We start from the raw sequence: 20,192 nt of genomic DNA, 5'->3' as shown, positions 1-20,192 counted from the left end.
ACGCCGGCGGCTCAAGCCCCGGCGTTGGCAGAATAACAGCGGCCTTGGCCAATCGCCGTGCACCAAATGCTGTGTGGTTTCTGTAAAACCCACGGCTCGCGAGTGACGCCTACAGAAGTCCGCCGAGCAGGCCGCCGCCGTCATCGTTTTTCCGCGGCGGACCGTGATTCGGGAACGGCGCACGCGATTCGGGGCTGACGCTGATCGGCGCGCGGGTTGTTGGCGGGGGCGGCATGGTCGCGGGCGGTGCGCTGGCGGCAGTGGGCGGCACCGGCGGTGGCGGTGCGGTCGGAGTCGGCGGTGCGGAGGCGCTGACGGTCGCGGGCAGCCCGGGCATGGACAGTTCTGTCGAGGTCGGCGCCGCCGGGGAGGGCGTGGTCGAGCGCGTCGTGGTCAGCGGTGTGGTGTCGGTCGGCGTGATCATGGGCCGCGCAGGTGCGATCGGCCCGAGTAAGACGACGACCGTCGCGGCGGCCGCCGCCAGCGTTGCTAGCACGACGCAGGTGAGCACGATTCGGCGCGACCAGCGGCCGTCTTCTCGCCGGCGGGGAAACGCGTACGCGGTCTCATCGGCGCCGTCACCGGCGGACTCGTCGGCTTCCAGCGGCTCGAACAGGTAGTCGAACCGGCCGGGGGCGTCCTCCCGCAGCATGCCGTGATGGTACGCGCGGTGTTTGCCGCCGCGGCGCGTTGTAGGCGAATTTGTGTTTGCTATGGCGTGTCGCGACCGATGCCTCTGCATGAACAGCGCCGAACGGGCAGAGTGGATATGCTTGCGCCTTCTCGAGCGAGGACGACCATGTCTGCTGATGCCGGTGCCGATGAGCCACGGCCTGCGATGTCGAGCGGCGCTTCGGGGCATATCAGACTGACGTCGCACAGCGGCGGCCTCGATGCCCCGCCGATTCGCTGGGGTGCGCCGACCGCGACGGAACGCGGTCCCTTGATCGGCACCACCACCAGGCGCGCGCATCGCAATGTGATCGGGACGCACAGTGGCTCGTACAGCGTCTACCGCGCATTGGCAGTGGCGGCCGGCGCGCTGTCGCGCGAGCACAAGGCCGATCTGACCGACACCGCGCCCACCGACGTCATCGGTCCATCTCCCAGGTGGAGCGAACCAGGGGCGATCGTCAGCCTGGATCCGTGGGGAGCCATGGTGGCTGACGTCTTCGCCACCGACCTGGCCGCCGGCTACGACATCAGACCGACGATCGCGATCACCAAAGCGCATGTGATCGTGCCGGAGATCATGGAAGCCGTTCACAAGGGACGACTGGTTCCCGACGGCCGGATCCTTTTGCCGACGGGCGCCGCGCTGGTGACCAAGGCGGCGATCGAACCAGTCTGGCACCTGCCCGGCGTGGCGCAGCGGTTTGGCTGCAGCGAGACGAGTCTGCGCCGCGTGCTGTTCGAAGAGACCGGCGGCATGTACCCCGAACTGGTGACGCGCTCGGACCTGGAGGTCTTCTTGCCGCCCATCGGCGGGCAGACCATCTACATCTTCGGCAATGCCAGGGACCTGAGTGATTCCAGCGTCGAACTGACCGCGCGGGTGCACGACGAATGCAACGGGTCCGACGTCTTCGGGTCGGACATCTGCACCTGCCGCCCGTACCTGACGCATGCGATCGAAGAGTGCATCCTCGGCGCCCAGCGCGGCGGCGTCGGCTTGGTCGCCTACTCCCGCAAGGAGGGCCGCGCGCTGGGTGAGGTGACGAAGTTCCTGGTCTACAACGCCCGCAAGCGCCAAGCCGGTGGCGACACCGCCGAGGCGTACTTCGCCCGCACGGAATGTGTGGCCGGCGTGCAGGACATGCGTTTCCAAGAGTTGATGCCCGACGTGCTGCACTGGTTGGGGATCACCAGAATTCACCGACTGGTCTCGATGAGCAACATGAAGTACGACGCCATCACCGCGTCGGGGATCGAGGTCGGCAAACGGGTGAACATCCCCGACGCGCTGATCCCGCCCGACGCCCGCGTCGAGATCGACGCGAAGATGGCCGCGGGTTACTTCACTCCGGGACCGGTGCCCGACGCCGAGGAATTGCGCAAGGCCAAGGGTCGGGGGTTCGACGGATGAGCCTCGCCGGCGTGCGGGCCGAGCACGACACCAACAGCCCGGTGGGCGCGGTCACGGCACTGCGCACCACCACCGCGATCCGCGAGCGCGCGCACTATCTGCTCACCCGGGCCAGGGCTGGCGACTCCCCCTGGTTCGTGGTCGACGACGACTCGCTGCACGCGGCCGCTGCCGATGTCGCCGACCTCACCCGAGCCCGCTACCCGGATCTGCACATCCCGTTCCACAGCCGCTGGCGTCACTTCGAGGCAGGCGGTGTCGAGCGCAGGGCCGATCTCGACCCGCGGGCAATGGTCGATCTGACCGTGGTCAGCGTCTTACTCGACGCGGGCGCAGGTCCGAACTGGCACTACCTGGAAACAACGACCGGACAGCGCTTCAGCCGGTCCGAAGGCCTCGGTGTGGCGAGTTGGCACGCCTTCTGCGCGGGCGTGTTCTCCTCCGATCCGGCGCGCCCGTTGCAGGTGGACGGATCGGGCTTGCGGGATCTGACCGCGGCCGGGCTGGCCGACGCATTTCAGTGCCGACCAGGCAACCCGCTGGTGGGGCTCGAAGGCCGGGTGTCGGTGCTGCACAGGCTGGCTGAGGCGTTGGGCCCCGATGGTCGGCCGTGTGATCTTTTCGATTTGACGGCCGGTCGCCGTATCGCCGCACACGACATCTTGACCAAGGTGTTGACCTCTTTGTCCCGAGTGTGGTTGGCGCCCAACGATATCGGTGACGAGCCACTGGGCGACTGCTGGCGCCACGCCGCCGTACCGGGGCCGGGCCTGACCGGCGGTTGGGTGCCGTTTCACAAGCTGTCGCAGTGGCTGACCTATTCGCTGCTGGAACCGGTCCAGTGCGCTGGTATGCGGGTGGAGAACCTGGATGAACTGACCGGTCTCCCCGAGTATCGCAACGGTGGCCTGCTGCTGGACACCGGTGTGCTGCGGTTGCGGGATCCGGAATGGGCGGTGCGCAGTTGGGACGTCGGCGACGAACTGGTGGTCGAGTGGCGGGCGCTGACCGTGGCCCTGCTCGACGAACTGGCTCCGCTGGTGCGCACAGCTCTGGGCGTGGCCGCCGATCACATGCCGTTGGCGTGTGTGCTCGAGGGCGGCACCTGGGCTGCAGGTAGAGCACTGGCCGCACGCCTGCGTGACGGGAGTCCCCCGATTTCCGTTGTCAGCGACGGGACGGTCTTCTAGCGCCATGGCCGCCGTACACCTGATCGAGCATCCACTGGTGCAGCACAAGCTCACGCTGATGCGTCGAAAAGACGCTTCCACCAACAGCTTCCGCCAATTGCTGCACGAGATCTCGGCACTGATGGCCTACGAGGTGCTGCGCGACATGCCGCTGCACGACATCGCGATCGATACCCCGTTGGAGAGCACCACCGGCAAGGTGATCGACGGCAAGAAACTGGTGTTCGTATCGATTCTGCGGGCAGGCACCGGAATTCTGGACGGCATGCTCAGCGTGGTGCCCGGTGCCCGCGTCGGCCACATCGGCCTGTACCGCGACCCCAAAACGCTTGTCGCCGTTGAGTATTACTTCAAGATGCCCGGCGAACTAGCCGAGCGCGACGTCGTGGTGGTCGACCCGATGTTGGCGACCGGCAACTCGGCGGTGGCCGCGGTCGATCGGCTGAAGGAATGCGGGCCGAAATCCATCAAATTCGTCTGCCTGCTGACCTGCCCGGAAGGCGTCGCCGCACTGCACGCCGCACATCCCGACGTGCCGATCTACACCGCGGCCATGGATCGCCGACTCGACGAGCACGGCTACATCCTGCCGGGCCTTGGTGACGCCGGGGACCGCATCTTCGGCACCAAATAGCCCCTAATCCCCCAACCTCGCGACCGCGGATATGCCCATGGCGGGCAGACGGCGTAGGGGCGTGCAACCCGTTTCGGCGCTCGTCGCAACTCCATAGTGTGCTGCTCAGACATACAAACCGCGGCACGAGAGGAGTTGAAAGTCATGGTGCACTGTCGGTACTGCAGTCGATTCAGGCTGACGCGAACGGCCGGTCCCGGGGCTTGGCTCCTGGAATGCGGGCACACGTATCTACCCCTTCCCAGCGAAGCGCAGATCTGGGCGGCGTACACCCGGGACGCCCGTCGCTCACGGGGTTAGCCGCGGCGCGCGGTGGGCAGACTGCGGACATGCAGACGCTGGAGTACGGCCCCGGCAGGGCGGTTGACGTGATCGGTGAAACGGGCCCCGTGGTGCTGATGTGGCACGGCGCGCAGACCGATGCGCGCGCTACGATGCGACCGCTCGCCGAACTGGTGGCCGGCCACGGGCTCACGGTGGCGGTGCCGGATTGGAACTCCCACGCCGCTGATGGCGGCCGCAGGGACCTCCTCGGATCGGTCGAGTTTGTCGCGCAGCGATTTGGTCCGGACGCATTCAGCCTCGTCGGCTGGTCACTGGGTGGTGCCGCCGCTGCCGGGCTGGCCATCAACGCCGGGGAATTCGATGTGTCTGTTGCGCATACCATCTGCCTGGCCGGTGCGTTCATGGCACGAAGCCCGATAACCGGCGCACCCCTGCCCACCCAATTGCCCAACAACCCTTCACCTTTCACGCTGTTGCACGGTGCGGCCGATGATGTGGTGCCCGTCGAGGTGAGCCGCTCGTTCGCGGCGACGATGCGCGACAACGGTTGGCCCGTCGAGTTTGTCGAGCTGGCCACCGATCACGGCGCGATCGCAGGCGCCAGCTACGACCGTGCCGCCGATCGCTACGTGGCCGCTGACGACCCTGACGTACTGGCGGTGGCGGCCGATGTGGCCCGACGGATCGCGTCCGCGGCCAGGGCTTGACCTCAACAACGGTTGAGGCAGCACGGTGGAACCATGAGTTCCGAGATGACCCAGATCCGCGAGGATCTTTGGCAGACCCGCACCGATTCCCCGTTTCCCGGGCTGACGACCCACGCTTATCTGTGGCAGCGGTCAGGCGGAAACATCCTGTTCTACAGCCTGGCCTCCGATGCGGACTTCGACGCAATCGACGACCTCGGCGGGATCAGCGCGCAGTACCTGTCGCATCTTGACGAGGCCGGTCCGATGCTGGCCCGAATCGCCGAGCGGTTCGGTTCCCGGTTGCACGCACCGGCGGCCGAACTGGCTGCCATCAACCGGCACGCGCGCGTCGACGTGCCTGTCGGCCCTCGGCGGCATGTCGACGAGAACGGGCTGGAAGTGATTCCGACGCCCGGACATTCCGACGGCAGCACGTGTTATCTGGTCGAGGGTGCGGGCGGGAAGAAGTATTTGTTCACGGGCGACACGATGTTTCCGACCGGCGACGGCACGTGGGCGACATTCCTTGCCCCAGGCCGCGGCAGCGCTGCCGCGCTGAGGTCCAGCCTTGAAGCGCTTGCGGCCGTGCAGCCGAAAGTGGTGATCTCCAGCGCATTCGGCGGCGACACGGCGATCGAGGCGGTGGACAACGGCCGCTGGCGCGAATGCCTCGACGAGGCGCTGAAGACGGTGCCGTCCTAGCCGTCGATGTAGGTGACTGTCTCGTCGAGCGGTGCTCGACCGGTCCGCGGAGAACGCACCGTGGTGTCCTCGTATCCGATCGGTCGGATCGATCGATACCGTCGCATCTATCCGCGAAATGCACGTTTTGCAGGGAAAGTGCGAGTAGGCCTGCGCAAAACGTGCATTTCGCGGAGCCAGGGCCGCGTCTATGATTCCTTTCGCGGTGGCCGCTGGTCATTGGGATCCATCGGGTCCGGATCGCCGAACCATCGCCACGGTGAGTGCTGTGCGTAGGTGTCGTGCCAACTCCACCACTCATAAGGGGGGGTCTGCGGGTAGCCATCCGGGGAATCTTCCCAATCCTCTTGTCGACCCAGGGCTGTCACGTCGAGCAAGTTCCAGGTGTTGACGAAAACCTCGTCGCCACGACCATTGATGAAATAGGTGCGGAACACGCGGTCGCCGTCCCTGATGAACACGTTGGTGCCGTGCCAATCCTTCACGCCGAAGTCGTCGGCGAAGTCGTCGGTGATGGTGAACCACGGGTGCCGCCAGCCCATTTTTCTCTTCATCCGTTCCAGATCCTGCTGCGACGCACGCGACGCGTAGACGAAAGTGGTGTCGCGTGCATTCAGGTGCGCGAGGTTGGGCACGTGGTCGGCCATCAGTGAGCAACCCACGCAGCCGTGGTCGGGCCAGTCACCCGTGCCGGGTTCGATGAACGCGCGGTAGACGATCAACTGGCGCCTGCCGTCGAACAGGTCGAGCAGGCCCAGCTTGCCGTCGGGGCCGTCGAACGTATATTCCTTTTCCACTGCCAGCCAGGGCATTCGGCGACGCTGCGCCGCCAATGCATCCCTGGCGCGCATCACTTCCTTCTCCTTGGCGAGCATTTCACGCCAGGCGGCGTCCCACTCCTGCGGCGATACGACCGGTGGTGTATTGATGTCGCTCGTCATGATTGCTCGAGCGCCGTCTTCAGGTTGGAGAGCTTCCACGGCCAGCCACCGGAGATCAGGCCCAGCACCGTGCTGTCGGGACCGAAGTCGTCGTGGATGACGGTCAACTTGACCATTTCGCCCTCCGGTTCGATGTCGAAGGAGACCTTCGAGCGGCCTTCCGCGGCACACGTGGCCACGGTCTGTTCGTCGAGTTGTTCGACGGCCGTAGCGAGTTCGGGCACGAAGGTATGGAAGGTGAACGCCAGCCTGCGGTACGGATCGGACTCCAGAATCACCTGCTCGGGGTGTTCGATTGTCAGCCCGTGGTCCTCCCAGGCGTATGTGGAGCCCTTCTTCCAGTCAGACACCATTGCGTGGCCCATGTACCGATGCGAGAACGCGGGATCCGTGATCGCCTGCCAGAGCTTCTCCGGCGTGGTGCGGATATAGGTGGTGTAGACGAATTTCATACTGTCGCTCATTGATTCGCTCTCCAATGCTGTCTTGAGGTCCGCGAGCGCCTGCGCCCGCGCGCGGTCATACTGCGTTATCCAACGGTCGGCGATCGCGTTGATGGGTTCCGCGTTGAGGTAGTGCAGCTTCTCCCGTCCCCGCCACACCGTGGTGACCAGATTGGCCGCCTCGAGCACGGCAAGATGCTTGCTGACGGACTGCCGCGCCATCGACAGCCGTGCGCATAACTCCTGCAGGTTCTGCCCGTTGCGGGCATTGAGGCTGTCAAGCAACAGGCGGCGGCTCGGGTCCGCCAGCGCCTTGAATACCTCGTCCATCTCTGCCATATCCGTTATATGCAGCTGAATGGCTGCATGTCTGACTATATGCAGCCCCACGGCTGCATGTCAACGGGTCGACTGATCGAGTTCCCGGAACCGCGTGACGGCGAAGTCGCGCTGGTCGGAGTCGAACATCTCGAAGTGACTGAGTCGACCACCGTCGAACAAGCCGAGCATCACCATCGGAATCTCGACCTCGGTACCGTCTGCCGATGTCCCCCTCGCCAGTAGGTCGCTGAGAACACCCGACGCCGAGTAGTCGATGATTTCGGTGGGCTCCACCCAGACGTTCGGGATGAGCGAGGCGATCGCGGCGACTGATGTGCTGAAGTCATCGACCGTCTCGCCTGCTCCTAGTTGACGGTGGTTGAGGTACGTGGCGCCGGCGATGCTTGCCCGCCACGCCGGCCAGTCGTGACGGTTCAGTTGCTGAAGTACCTTCAGGTGCGCTTCGATGACTTCGGGATTCGTCACCTCGCCTGATGCGAGCCAGCGAGCGGTGAGTTCAGCGAGCGCGCCGTTCATGTCCTCCGGATCGAAAATCACTGCGTTGTGCGCCAATTCGTCATCCGTGACTTCGGTCAGCGTCAGGGATTCGACGGTGACCGGACGGTCCGTTTCACCCATGTCCCGCCATTTCTCCCGGGTCAGCCCAAGGTGCTTTCCTCGGATGGCAACGGGTGCTACCTCGAAATGCCAAGAATCCGGCGCTCGGCACATGGCCTCAGCGGCTTTGCGTCGTTCGAGCCCCACATGCGACGCGTGCAGACCCTTGCGCCGGTCCTCCAACCGTCCGTCAGCCGACGAGAGGGCGTGGAAAGCCTCCGCATCGCGTCGATTGATCGCGTCGACTATTCGCGTCCACGTCCTGATCGCGGCGTTCGCGAGTCCTTGTACGTGGGAACTGAGTTCGGTGAAGCGTTCAAGCGCCATATCGCATTGCGACAGGTCGAACGCCTCCATCCGAGCAACACGGGTTGCGTCGAAGACGATGAGAACGAGGGCCGGAAGCTCGATCGCGGTACCTCCGGCGGTGGTGCCTCTCACGATGACATGACTGACGACGCTGGTCGCTGAGTGCGCGAGTATCTCGGCAGGGTCCACCCACATGTCGGGGATCAGCGAGGTCAGCGCGCGGATCGATCGCCAGTGGTCGGCAATCGTTTCGGGATGTTCACTCGTCAGTTGCCGATGATTTACGTAGGCGGCATCGGCTTCGATGGCAGCGATCGCATCCCAGTCGTGACGGTTGTACGCCTCGTTCTCTTGGCTGGCTGCCTCGATGACCGCCGGATGCGTGACCTCCCCCGACGCGATCCAGCGCGCCGTGAGTTCCGCGATCGCGCCGTTTTTGTCGTCCGGATCGAAAAGAACTGTGCGGCGGATCAAGCCGTCGTCACCGAGTTCCGTCACCATCAATGTCTCGGCGGTGATCGGCTGGTCGTCCTCGCTGGTGTCACGCCACTTCTCCCGGGTGAGGCCGATGCCAGAACCTCTGATGGCGACTGGTTCCACTTCCATCCGCCAGTTCTTGGGGGCGTCGAGCACCGCGTGCACCACCCTTGGCTCGGCTCTTCCGCTGTCTCCTAGACCTTTTCGTCGATCGTCGTAGCGCCCGTTTTGATCATGAAGGGAAAGGAACCGGTCCATGTCGCGGCGGTTGAAGGCCTCCGCGAGCTGCGCCCTGGCGTGTGTCGCCGCGTTACCGAGGTGGCGTGGTGCGGCAGTGAGTTCGTCGAACCTGGCGAGAGCGGCGTCGAGATCTGCCTCGTCGAACATCTCGCAGCGGTTGACCGCGGTGCCGTCGATCGCCAGCACTGTGACCTCTCGCCACTCTGCGTGAAAGCCATCGGGTGAGGTGCCGTATGCCGCATGCGTGACGACTGCACCGCGATCGCTCAATTGGTGTACGGCCTCGACGCGAACCTCGATGTCCTTCGCTAGCTCAAAGGCGGCATGGATGTAAGGAATCAAGTCCCCCTGGGCGAAGGTGACCCCTCGTCTGTGGTCGACACTTACGAAATCCGTTGTGGTCGTCGGTGCCTCATGCCGGTTGAGCGCCGCGTAGCCAGCGGAAATGACCGACCATGTGTGCACATGCGCGGCGGCTTCACCGGCAAGGTATCGGGTGTTGAGTTCCTCGAAGGCTGCGTCGAGATCTTGAAGGTCGAAGCTGATACCCGCCACGATTCGGTTGTCCGCGTCCGTTTCGATGACAGTGAGCATCTCGAGGTTGAAAGCCTCCGCTCGTCGGCCGCCACCCGATACCCGGGTTCGGCCGAGTGCGAGGCGGTCGCCGCGCGTCGCGATGACTGTCGCATCGAGTTTTCTGACACCCACCTCGACAACGGCCCGTAGATTGGCGATCTGGGCGTCTCGACCGCGTTGGATGCCGCTGCTGATCACACGTCGCCGATCCTCGTTCACTATGCCGTCGGCGATCGTCTGCGCCATCGCATTCCAGTCCCGATCCGCGAGGCTGGCGTTGAAGTGTTCGAACACCCGGCTTGCGGTGTTCTCCAATCGGCGTGTCGCTGCGGCAACGTGGTCGAACCTCTCCAGGGCCACGTCGAGATCCGCTTCGTCGAAAAGCTCGCAGCGGGTGATGCGGTCGTTTTCGACCGTCAAGAGTTGAACCATCCGCCATTCGGCGCCAAAGCATTCCGGTGAGCTCCCGTAGGAGTTGTGGGTGACCAGGACTCCGCGACTGCTGAGTCGATGCACCATCTCGACATAGACATAGAGGTCCGGCGTGAGGTCCCACACCTGAGCATGCCCAGATGAAGCGAGGACATTGGACGCGAACGGTGTCCCATGGCGGTGGTCGACGAAAACCCAGTCGAGCGCTATCTGCTCGCGCCGATTGAATTTCGAGTAGGCCTCGGCGATCACCGACCACGTGTGCGCGTGCGCTGCGGCTTCGCCGACAAGGTAGCGGGCGTCGAGTTCTTCGAAGGCGGAGGCCAGGTCATCGGGGTCGAAGACGGCACGGGCCGCGATGCGTCCGTCCGCCCCGATCTCGACGACATCGAGGAGGTCGGTACGAGACGCGTTGGGTCCCCGGTCATGGCCGTAGGCCCAGCCATGATTGAGGACAAGCCGCTGGCCCCGGGTTGCGACCACCTCGGAGGCGATGAACTTCATTCCCACTCCGGCCATCGCCGTCAAGTCGGCGATGGTGGCGTCCCGGCCTCGTACCAGGCCCGCATTGACCACGCTGCGACGGTCGTCGGTGACCACGTCTGCGGCCAGAATTTCGGCCACACGGTCCCAGTCGCGGTCCATGAAGCAGGCCTTGATCCGCTCGTACGCTCGGCTCGCCTCGTTCTCCAGTTGTACGGGCGGCTGAGCGCGCTGTTCGAACCCGGCGAGCGCGGTGTTCAAGTCATCCTCGTCGTACACCTCCACCCGCGCTGACTCGGACGTCCACGACAGAGCGAATGCCCATTGCACTTCGGTCCCGTTCGCGTGCGTGCCGTCGACCGCCAGGCCGATGACCGCACCGTCCGCGGTCAGTGCGTGCACCCGCGTCACGCGATAGTGTGCATCTGGCGCGAGGTTCCACAGGGTCCGCAGGGCATGTTCGAAATCCCCTGGCGCAACGGGGATTCTACGATGGTCGATGAATTCTGTGCTGTGAAAGGTCGGCCACAATTCGTGACGGTTGAGCGCGGCGACCATGTCGATGACCGCCTGCCAGATGCGCGCATGCGGTGCCGCCTCGCCTGCGAGGTAGCGAGTATCGAGTTCAGCGATCGCTTCGTCGACGTCCTCAGGATCGAAGGTGCTCAGAGCCACGATCCGGCCGTCGGCGTCGATCTCAAGAAGGTCGAGTGCTTCACCGACAACTGCAGCGGAACGGTCGCGGACGGCGAATGCGTGATGCTCCAGTGCCAGGCGTTGCCCGCGAGTCGCCACTGGGGTCGATAGAACCTCGGTGCACCCGAGTTCAGCGCCGACTCGCGCGTTCGCAATTTCGGCATCCCGACCGCGCCGGATTCCACTGCCAACCACCCGGCGGTGATCATCGCCAACGAAGGCGTCGGCCAGCATGGCCCTCATCGCATCCCAGTGACGGGCCGCGAAGTGCGCGAGGTAACGCTCGGCCGCGCGACTGGCGCCGTTTTCCAGCCGTCGCTGCTGCGGGCGCAGCTCTTCGAAGCGGGCGAGCGCAGCGTCCACGTCGTCGTCCTCGAACACCTCCAACCGCGTTCGTCCAGACTCGAACGTGATGACGTCGGCGACCGACCAACGTAATTCATTGCCGTGTACGTCGATGCCGTCGATGACGAGATTGATGACCGCGCCGTGGGCATCGAGCGCGTACACCGCTACTGCCCGATAACGCGCCTCCGGCAACAGCTCCCACAGCCTGTCGGTCACATGACCGATATCGTCCGACCCGAAGGAGATTCGTCGATGGTCGACGAATGCGGAGATGCCCTCCGCCATCGCGCCCGGCTCGCGACGGTTGAGTGTGATGCCGCCCTCGACAATCGCTTGCCAGACGTCTGCGTGGGGTGCGGCCTCGCCGGCAAGATAACGGGCGTTGAGTTCGACGAACGCGGCGTCCATCTCGTCGACGTCGAAGACGGTGAACGCAGCAATACGTCCTTGCGCGTCGATTTCGGTGATGCGCAGCAGTTCGCCGTAGTAGGCGTCGGGCCGTGGTTCTCGACTGAGGTCAAGGGTGCGGACGAGAGCGAGGCGCTGGCCGCGGGTGGCGAGGACTTCAGAGGTCATCGTCGCCGTCCCCACGTCACCGGTCGCCTGTACTTCCGCGAGCATCGTGGCCCGTCCGATCCCCACCCGCTGGACTCCTCGACGCCGGTCGTCCACCCGAATGTCTTCTGTGAACGATTCACCGATCTCGTCCCATTGCCTGCGGGCAAATAGCGAGTTGACTCGCGAATCGGCTCGGCTTGCAGCGTTCTCGAGCGAGGCGCCTGGATGCCGACAGTCGAATCGGGCATGCGCGGCATCCAACTCGACGAGTGCGCCGTCGATGTCTTCGACGTCGAACCACACCTGCATGGCGATTCGACCGTTCTCATCGAGACCTGCGAGATGGAGCAGTTGGTCCTGCGGCGCACCCGAACTCAGATCCGCGGTGCTCAACTCCAACCGCGTGAGCGCAAGACGCTCGCCCCGCACGGCGACAACCGCGTGCCGGTAGCACACCATGCCGGTGTCGACGAAATGTCGCATATACTGCGGCCACTCGCTCGATAGGACGTCGATCCGAGGGAAGCCGACGATCTTTCGTCTGCTCTCGACGGATACGCGCGGAGCAAGCAGTCGTTCGACCTCGTCCCATGCCCCGCGATTGACGGCGTCGATCACCCGGCTGCCCGCCCGTACGCAAGCATTCACGACCTCGACGCTGCGGTGGTCATCAGAAGCGCGCTCCGGTGTGACCGCATGTGTAGTCAGCAGCCTGCGCGCCTTCTCGATTAGCGCCGCAGCCCCTTTCCGTTCGTACAGACCCACCGCCTGCTCGGCCGCGGCCCGCGCGCCGGTCACATCACCGATGGCCTCCAACACCGTTGCCAGCGCAAGGCACGCGTCGCCGTGGTCGACCAGCGCATCCGTGCGCCCAGCGATGGCGACGGCCTCCTGTGCCACGCGCCGCGCCTCATCGGCTGCGCCGCTGCGCGCCAACAGCTGCGCCCGCACCGTGCGCCAGGCGATCGCCGCCCTCAGCGCGTGGCCGGCCAAACGCTCGCTCTCCGTACACAATTCATCGGCCTCGGCGTCCCTGTCCATCGCGAGGCAGACTCGCGCCAACAACGCGGCCGTCTCGGCGGTGTCGGTGTCGATACCCATCCGTCGGAAACCGCGGTACGCCCGGCGCAGGTACGGTTCGGCCGCCGCAGGATCGTCGGCGACCAGTTCGACGATCCCCGCGAAGTGGTCGACCTCGAGGACGGCGTGCCGTAGGCCGAGTTCGGTGAGCGTGCGTCTGGCGGACTCGATCAGGCTGCGACCCGCGGCCGCGCGTCCGCGAAACGCATCCAGCACTCCCTGGCAACGGGTGGACGTCGCTTCGACCACGGGCGAGCCCGTCGTGATGCGAAGCAGCCGCACCACGTCGAGGCACCGCCCGCCCGCCCGCGGAACCGGGTTTGGACCCCATAGCGCCGCGAGCGGCGCGTTCGCCAACACCGCGTTCACGCGGCGGTGTTCGCGGGTACGGCGCGCCGCAGTGAGCGCGCGGTCCAGCGCCAATTCACAGTCGGCGATTCGACCGAGGCGAGCGAGGCAACCGGCCCGCACGGTGTGAGCCATCGCCTCCCCCGCCGCGTCGTTCAGCGCAGCCAGCTCTTCGGCCGCGGCACCGAGCACGGATTCGATTTCGTCCAGCCGCTCGGGATGGGTCAGCATCGACAGCTGGCCGTCGAAGCAGGCACCCCAGGCGGTGAGACGAGGTGAATCACCTGTCGCGCACTGCAATTGGGAAACCGCACTCGCCGCCGTCGTGACGTCGCCTGCCGCCAGGAGCGCCTCACAGCGCGCGACCAGCAGTTCGCCGTGCACATCGTCGCGGTCCGCTAACTCGTCGTCGAGTTCCTCCAGCGCGTGCAGCGCACGGTCGTAGAGTTCGGCCGCGCCCTCGTAAGCCAACCGGGCCATCGCCTGGTCTGCTGCGCGCCTGCAATATTCGACGGCCTTGGCCGCGTTGCCTGCCCACGCGCATTCGAAATAGTGGTGAGCTAGTTCGCCCAACAACTCGTCATCCGCGCCTGTCTGCGTCTCGAGTGTCGCGGCGATGCGCTGATGAAGCCGCATCCGGCGTACCGACGCGAGTTCGGCGAGCAGTGACTGGCGGACTATGGCGTGATTGAACCGGTAGCGGCCGCCGGGCTCTTCGACGACGATGCCCGCCTTGCACGCCTCGTCGAACGCATCGACGAGGTCGGCGCCGACGACCCGCTCCACGAGGTCGACGGCAAACCGGCTGCCGACCACCGCCGCAGCGGCGAGGGCCGTGTTGGTCTCCGGCGAAAGTCGAGACAGTCTGCGGCTCACCGCTTCCCGGACGCCCTGCGGCAGGGTGTCGGGATTCCAGCGACCGCCGCTCTCAGCCACGTGACGCAGCGCCTCGATGAGGAAGAACGGGTTACCGCCGGTGACCGTAGCCAACGCCCGGCCCAGTTCCTCGTCGTCGTAGCCCGCTTCGGCCACGTATGCGCTGACATCGTCTTCGTCGAGCCCACGGAGATGAAGGCGAGTGTCCGACCCGTCGCGGTGAAGATCGGCGAGCATCCCCGCAAGAGGGTGCGAGCGGTCGAGGTCGGTGCTGCGGTAGGTGCCGACGATTTGAACGTGGGCGTGCTCGCCGAACCGCAGAAGGTGGCGCAACAGCAGCAGCGTGGGCTTGGCCGCCCAGTGCAGATCGTCGAGGATCAAGACGACGGGAGCACATGTCGACGCGACGCCCAGCAGCGCGACGACGGCGTCGAACAGTGCATAACGTTCGGTGTCCGGGTCCGCGCGCGGCGGCGCGGCAAGATCCGGCAGCACGTCGGTCAATCCGGGCACCAGCGGAAGAAGCGCTTCGACGCCGCGAAGGCGCCGCAGACGGTCGGCGCCGATGCACGGCACGAGCGAACGAAGCGCTTCCGCGAACGGCTGGTACGGCGCACCAAGATCCTCATCGCAGCGGCCGTACAGCACCACGGCGCCTTCGTCGTAGGTCTGGCGGGACCATTCAGCGGCCAGGCGGGTCTTTCCCACCCCGGGCTCGCCGGCGATCAACACGGCGTGCGCGCCCGCGGCCAAGGTGGTCTGCCATGCCGACCGCAGTGATTCCAGTTCGGCACCCCGCCCAACGAACGGCCCAGGCGCGGCGAGCACGGCAGGCAGCACAGGTCGCTCGATCGGGACATCGGTGAGTGCGGCGGTAGTACCGTCGGTGGTCTCCAAGCGAAGCTCGAACACGTGCTCCGGGCGGGTCAGGTTGCGCAGACGGCGCGTCCCCAAGTCGTCGAGCACGACGGTCTCGGGCAGCGAGTCGATGACGAGTTCTGCTGTCGCACCCGAACACAGGATCTGACCGCCGCTCGCCAGCGACCGCAGGCGGGCCGCGCGATTGACCGCCCGACCGAAGTAGTCACCGTCCCGCAATTCGACTTCGCCGGTGTGCAGCGCCACCCGAATCCGCACGGGCTGCACCAACCGCCACGGTTCATAGCGGATCGCGTCTTGCAATTCAATCGCCGCGGCCGCGGCCGCTGACGGCCGGTCGAACACCGAGAACGTCGCATCACCTTCACCGCGGGTCTTGACCAGCCGACCGCCGCGCGAGGTGACAACCTGTTCGACGATCTCGTCGTGTCTGGCGAGCGCCACGGCCATGGCGTCGGCATCGGCCTCCCACGCCTCCGTGGATCCCTCGATATCGGTGAGGAGAAAGGTCACCGCACGAGTCACTATCGAGAGTTGCTGTGGCACAGCAATTTCCAGTGCTTCATCCTGCGCGACGATCGCGGCTTCCAGCCGGCGTAGCTCCGGTCCCGGGTCGACACCGAGCTCGTGGGCGAGCAATGAGCGCGCACGCTGATATGCGCTGAGTGCCTCACCCTGTCTGCCGGCCCGGTACAGGGCGAGCATCAGCTGGCCCCACCGCCTCTCGCGCAAGGGAGCGTCGGCGACTGAGGCCTCCAGCTCGCCGATGATCTCAGCGGCGCGGCCCGTCGCAAGCAGCGCGTCGGCTCGATCCTCCACCAACGCGGCGTGGCCCTCGATCCAGCGCGTCTTCTCGGCTGCCCCGCGTGGGCCGCCGGGCAGTTCCGGGATGCCGCGCCACACGGCCAGCGCCTCGTTGAAGCGCGCGACCGCCTCGCTGGTGTTCCCGCCGGCGACGGCCTCGCGTCCCATCTTGACGGCCGACTTGTAACGCGATGCATCGATCTCGGTGGTGCTCAGTGTCCAGCCGGAGCCCTCAGTCAAAACGAAGCCGTCGCCCAATGTGCGCCGCAGTGCGGATATGTGAGTCTGTAGAGCCTTCCCGGCGGTGCGTGGCGGATCGGCCTCCCAGAGAAGCTCCACGAGCACGTCGGCCGGCACGACAGAGCCGCCGTGCAGCCCCAGCATCGTGAGGATGGCCCGCGGCTTGGCGCCAGGAACCGCGACCGGCAGCCCGTACTGCCGGACCTGCAGAGGCCCCAAAACCCCCAGCTCCACCGTTTGAAGGTTACTCATTTGGGCATCGTCAAAAAGCCGAATCAACAGGTGGTCAAGGTCGAGTAAAGGTGCGCAGTAACTTCATTGCGTTGACAAGCACATAGGACATCCCGCCGCCACCCGGCAAGCGCTGCGCGACTCCTGCGCCTCGCATGCCCGGCGTGCCAAGTGATGCGCCGCTCGAACGCGCGTAATCCGCCTTTGTGGCAGGCTCGCGCTGTGGACCTGCCCAAGCCCGATCCCGACCTTGCACACCTTGCCGATGTGGTGCCATCGGTGCTTTCGGCCATGGGCGCCGACGATTTTGACCGGCCGATCCCGCTGCGTGACGGGATCACCGGCGCCTGTGTGCTGTTGGTGGACGGGCTGGGTGCCGAACTGCTGGACACCTACGCCGATGACGCCCCGGTACTTGCTGGGCTGCGCAGCAACACACTGCAAGTCGGATTCCCGTCGACCACGGCGGCCGGCCTTGCTGCGGTGGGAACCGGCCGCCACTCCGGTGAGCACGGCATGGTCGGCCTGTCCTTTCGGCTACCGGGCGGGGAGGTGATGAATGCGCTCAGTTGGCGGCCCCATCCGAAGGGGAGCGACCTGCGCGACAAGGCGGTGCCAGAACAGGTTCAACCCCTGCCGACCACCTTCGAGCGTGCGGCGGGGGCCGGGATCGCGGTGAGCGTGATCTCCGGCGCGGAGTTCAGTCACTCCGGGTTGACCAGGGCGGTGTTGCGCGGCGCGCGCTACGTCGGCGTGCATGCCCTCGGCGACCTGGCGGCGGGTGTGCAAGCAGCACTCGCCGACGGCGGGTTCTGTTACGGGTACCACTCCGAACTCGATCTGCTCGGGCACGTCTACGGCCCCGGTTCGGCCGCCTGGCGGATGCAGTTGCGACAAGTGGACCGGTTGGTGGAGTCGATCGTCGAGGCACTACCGCCCGACAGCTTGCTGGCCGTGGTCGCCGACCACGGCATGGTCGCGGTAGAGGCCTCGGACACCGTCGATATTGACACCAGCCCTCCGTTGCTGGACGGAGTCGCGGCCATCGGCGGCGAGCCACGTGCCAGGCACGTATACGTCGACGACGGCGCACTCGACTCGGTGCTCGCAGCCTGGCGGGAATCCTTGGCCTCGCAGGCTTGGGTGGCGTCGCGCGACGAAGCGATCGCCGCAGGCTGGTTCGGCGAGCGCGTCAGCGACGACGTTCGGCTCCGGATCGGCGACATCGTGGCCGCGGCCCGTGGCGCAACAGGATTGATGCGCCGCACAGTGGAGCCGTTGTTGTCCTCGCTCATCGGTCAGCATGGTTCACTCACGACTGCCGAGCAGCGGATACCGTTGTTGCTCGCATACGGCTGATATCGAAATTTCCTGTGCCGCATGGTTATTGACGACGTACCAAACTATCTTGGTCGAGAACAGTTTTCATTGCGATATGCCGTAATGGCTTGCTTGCAAGGCAATTCCCAGCAACCACTCGGGCAACTGGCAGCCCCATGGCCAACCAGCGCCACGGAATCGTGTACTAGGCCGCGGGTTTCGGCATCCGCGCGCTGTGGCGCAGCGCACATTTTCTGATCTTGAAGTGTGATACGCAGCACTGGTGAGCGGGCTGCGCGGCGCGTCGTCCGACCGACGGCCAGCACGAATCGGCAACAGTTCCATCGCTGGATGGCATTTGATGACACCCCTTTGCAGACGAAATTATGCCTTGCGAGCTGGGTCTTTCTTCGAAATATCAAGCGGCGGTGTCGGATTGGAGGGGTGAACGAATGCTCGGCTCGGGTGAACTGGGCCGCATGAATTGCGAGTTGTGAAGGGGGTCACAGATTTTGGTACGTTACAAAACCCTCTAGTAGCGTCCGGCCGCATGTTTGCTACCGTAACGCTTTTGACGCTCGTCAACTCGGTTTCAGGCACGCCGTACATCTCGGGTGGCGACTCCCCCCGTGGCACGGACTGCTCGGGGCTGGTTTCGTGGGTCGCCAATGCGGCAAGTGGCCGACCCGTTTACGGCGATCGTTTCAACACCGGCAACATCGAACGGGCACTGCTCTCCCGCGGATTTCAGTACGGTTCACAGCCCGGCGCGCTGAACGTCGGATGGAACGGCGGACACACCGCCGCGACGCTTCCGGACGGCACGTCGGTCTCCTCAGGCGAAGGCGGCGGCGTGCGAGTCGGTGGCGGCGGCGCATTCCAGAGACAGTTCACTCACCACATGTTCTTGCCGATCGCGGTCGAAGAGGCCCCGGCGCCCGACGCGATGCCTGCCCCCGACCCGATCATGCCGTTCGCACCTCCGCCGCCCGAGATGGTGCCGCCCGCCCCGGAAGCGCCCGTCGTGATGATGGCCGGCGACGCCCCGGCCCCCGAAATGGCCCCGCCTGCCGCGGCTCCGGAAATGGCCCCGCCGCCACCCCCTGCCGATCCGTTCGCGCCCCCGCCACCGCCTGCCGATCCGTTCGCGCCGCCGCCTCCGCCGGCATAGGTCCCTCCGCAGGCCTGCGCCCGACTCGGCTAGCGTCACGGCGGTGATCGTGCTGCTGCCGCCGTCGGAGACGAAACACGCAGGGGGTGACGGTCCGCCCCTGCGACTGGACGGGCTGAGCTGTCCGGAGCTCGGGCCGTTGCGTGAGGCGTTGGTCGACGAACTCGTCGAGCTGGCGCGGGACCACGACGCCTCCCGCAAGGCGCTCGGCATCTCGCAGTCTCAGCACGCCGAGATCGAACGCAACGCCGCTTTGCGCAGCGCGCCGACGTTACCCGCGATCAACCGCTACACCGGTGTGCTCTACGACGCACTCGACGTGGGGTCGCTGCGCGGCGCATCCGCTGCGCGGGCCAACAGCCGGCTCGCGGTCGGCTCTGCACTGTTCGGCTTGTTGCGGGCGGATGATCCGGTGCCCGCCTACCGGCTCTCTGCCGCGTCGAAACTGCCAGGGCGACCGACGTTGGCGGCGCGATGGCGTCCGCTGCTCGAACCCGTCCTCGCGCAAATCGCGTCGACGGAGTTGATCGTCGATCTGCGCTCCGGTTCATACGCCGCGTTGGGACGGTTGCCCGGCGCGGTCAAGGTCGACGTGGTGGCCGAGCATGCCGACGGCAAGCGCACTGTAGTGAGTCACTTCAACAAGGCGCACAAGGGTCGGCTGGCGCGGGCGTTGGCCACCACCCGGTCCGAACCCAGCGATGCGGCGCAGGTGGCGAATGTGGCTCGGCGGGTGGGCATGCAGGTCGAACGTCAGGGCAACGAGCTCACCGTGGTGATTCCCGGATAGCCTGCACCAACAGCACCACTGTCTCAGCGCCAGCTCGTCGATCTTCCGAAATCTGTTGATATTCAGGCGATTCCGCCCAATCGCGAAATGCCTGTTCGTGGGGAAAGCTCATCACCACGACCTTGTCCCCGGCCCAGTCGCCTTCGATCACCAGCGGCGCCTCGTCGGCGGCCAGAAGCGTTCCCGAATAGCGTTGGAACACGTCCATGAACGCCGCCTGGTAACGGTTGTAAGCGTCGCAGTCGGTGAACTTCAGCTGCGCGATGGCGTAGACGGTCACCCCGACACCCTAGTACCACTGTCGCGGGCGTCAGTGGGATAGCTAGCAATTACCCAGTGCATCAACAACATTCGCTCACCTCGACTTGGGTCAGCCGAGCGTTCGTCCGCGACCGTTGTTGTGCAGAATGTCCGCACGATAAGTG

At 65.6% G+C, this 20,192-nt stretch carries 13 protein-coding genes; 8 read left to right on the top strand and 5 right to left on the bottom strand.

Features of this window, described 5'->3' with window-relative positions; translation table 11 throughout:
- Positions 1 to 109: 109 nt before the first annotated feature.
- Positions 110 to 652: a hypothetical protein gene (locus tag ACGFK1_RS19650; protein WP_393432751.1), complete on the bottom strand. Its 543-nt coding sequence runs from the start codon at positions 650 to 652 to the stop codon at positions 110 to 112.
- 147 nt (positions 653 to 799) lie between these two features.
- Here ACGFK1_RS19650 and ACGFK1_RS19645 point away from each other — a divergent pair, with 147 nt between their 5' ends.
- The 5 genes from ACGFK1_RS19645 to ACGFK1_RS19625 all read left to right on the top strand — a co-directional run bounded on the left by ACGFK1_RS19645 (position 800) and on the right by ACGFK1_RS19625 (position 5,586).
- The gene (locus tag ACGFK1_RS19645) at positions 800 to 2,086 is read left to right on the top strand and encodes a GTP cyclohydrolase II (RefSeq protein ID WP_393432748.1); all 1,287 of its coding nucleotides are present in this window, start codon (positions 800 to 802) and stop codon (positions 2,084 to 2,086) included.
- Entirely contained in the window at positions 2,083 to 3,276 is a 1,194-nt protein-coding gene (locus ACGFK1_RS19640) for a DUF1688 family protein (RefSeq protein ID WP_393432745.1), read from the top strand. The genes ACGFK1_RS19645 and ACGFK1_RS19640 overlap by 4 nt, the downstream gene beginning before the upstream one ends.
- Positions 3,277 to 3,280: 4 nt before the next feature.
- Positions 3,281 to 3,910 (top strand): uracil phosphoribosyltransferase, encoded by a 630-nt coding sequence (upp, locus tag ACGFK1_RS19635; RefSeq protein ID WP_393432742.1) that lies wholly within the window; start codon positions 3,281 to 3,283, stop codon positions 3,908 to 3,910.
- Between the two features lie 329 nt (positions 3,911 to 4,239).
- Positions 4,240 to 4,902, top strand: a complete 663-nt coding sequence (locus ACGFK1_RS19630; protein WP_393432739.1) for an alpha/beta hydrolase family protein — start codon at positions 4,240 to 4,242, stop codon at positions 4,900 to 4,902.
- Positions 4,903 to 4,935: 33 nt separating this feature from the next.
- Complete coding sequence (locus ACGFK1_RS19625) at positions 4,936 to 5,586, top strand: MBL fold metallo-hydrolase (RefSeq protein WP_393432736.1); 651 nt, start codon at positions 4,936 to 4,938, stop codon at positions 5,584 to 5,586.
- Between the two features lie 188 nt (positions 5,587 to 5,774).
- On the opposite strand, the gene ACGFK1_RS19620 is transcribed toward ACGFK1_RS19625, so the two are convergent.
- From ACGFK1_RS19620 to ACGFK1_RS19610, 3 genes are all read right to left on the bottom strand, one after another.
- Positions 5,775 to 6,515 carry a DUF899 domain-containing protein gene (locus tag ACGFK1_RS19620; RefSeq protein WP_393433191.1) on the bottom strand — a complete coding sequence of 247 codons (741 nt, stop codon included), beginning with the start codon at positions 6,513 to 6,515 and terminating at the stop codon, positions 5,775 to 5,777.
- An 8-nt stretch (positions 6,516 to 6,523) separates the two neighbouring features.
- Positions 6,524 to 7,300 (bottom strand): ArsR/SmtB family transcription factor, encoded by a 777-nt coding sequence (locus tag ACGFK1_RS19615; RefSeq protein ID WP_393433188.1) that lies wholly within the window; start codon positions 7,298 to 7,300, stop codon positions 6,524 to 6,526.
- 69 nt (positions 7,301 to 7,369) lie between these two features.
- A complete protein-coding gene (locus ACGFK1_RS19610) occupies positions 7,370 to 16,489 on the bottom strand; it encodes a BTAD domain-containing putative transcriptional regulator (protein ID WP_393433185.1) in 9,120 nt (3,039 codons plus the stop codon).
- A gap of 219 nt (positions 16,490 to 16,708) precedes the next feature.
- Here ACGFK1_RS19610 and ACGFK1_RS19605 point away from each other — a divergent pair, with 219 nt between their 5' ends.
- The 3 genes from ACGFK1_RS19605 (at position 16,709) to yaaA (ending at position 19,767) form a co-directional block, all read left to right on the top strand.
- Positions 16,709 to 17,845, top strand: coding sequence for an alkaline phosphatase family protein (locus ACGFK1_RS19605; protein ID WP_393432732.1), 1,137 nt, complete (start codon positions 16,709 to 16,711; stop codon positions 17,843 to 17,845).
- A 511-nt stretch (positions 17,846 to 18,356) separates the two neighbouring features.
- A complete protein-coding gene (locus tag ACGFK1_RS19600; RefSeq protein ID WP_393432729.1) occupies positions 18,357 to 18,977 on the top strand; it encodes a peptidoglycan endopeptidase in 621 nt (206 codons plus the stop codon).
- 43 nt (positions 18,978 to 19,020) lie between these two features.
- Complete coding sequence (gene yaaA / locus ACGFK1_RS19595; protein ID WP_393432726.1) at positions 19,021 to 19,767, top strand: peroxide stress protein YaaA; 747 nt, start codon at positions 19,021 to 19,023, stop codon at positions 19,765 to 19,767.
- On the opposite strand, the gene ACGFK1_RS19590 is transcribed toward yaaA, so the two are convergent.
- Positions 19,745 to 20,047 (bottom strand): DUF1330 domain-containing protein, encoded by a 303-nt coding sequence (locus tag ACGFK1_RS19590; RefSeq protein ID WP_393432723.1) that lies wholly within the window; start codon positions 20,045 to 20,047, stop codon positions 19,745 to 19,747. The genes yaaA and ACGFK1_RS19590 overlap by 23 nt on opposite strands.
- Positions 20,048 to 20,192: the final 145 nt, after the last annotated feature.

This window comes from Mycobacterium sp. NPDC048908 (genome assembly GCF_043197955.1).
Classification (GTDB): Bacteria; Actinomycetota; Actinomycetes; order Mycobacteriales; family Mycobacteriaceae; genus Mycobacterium.
The sequence above is the reverse complement of the archived record's forward strand: the minus strand, read 5'-3'. Positions and strand labels throughout refer to the sequence as shown.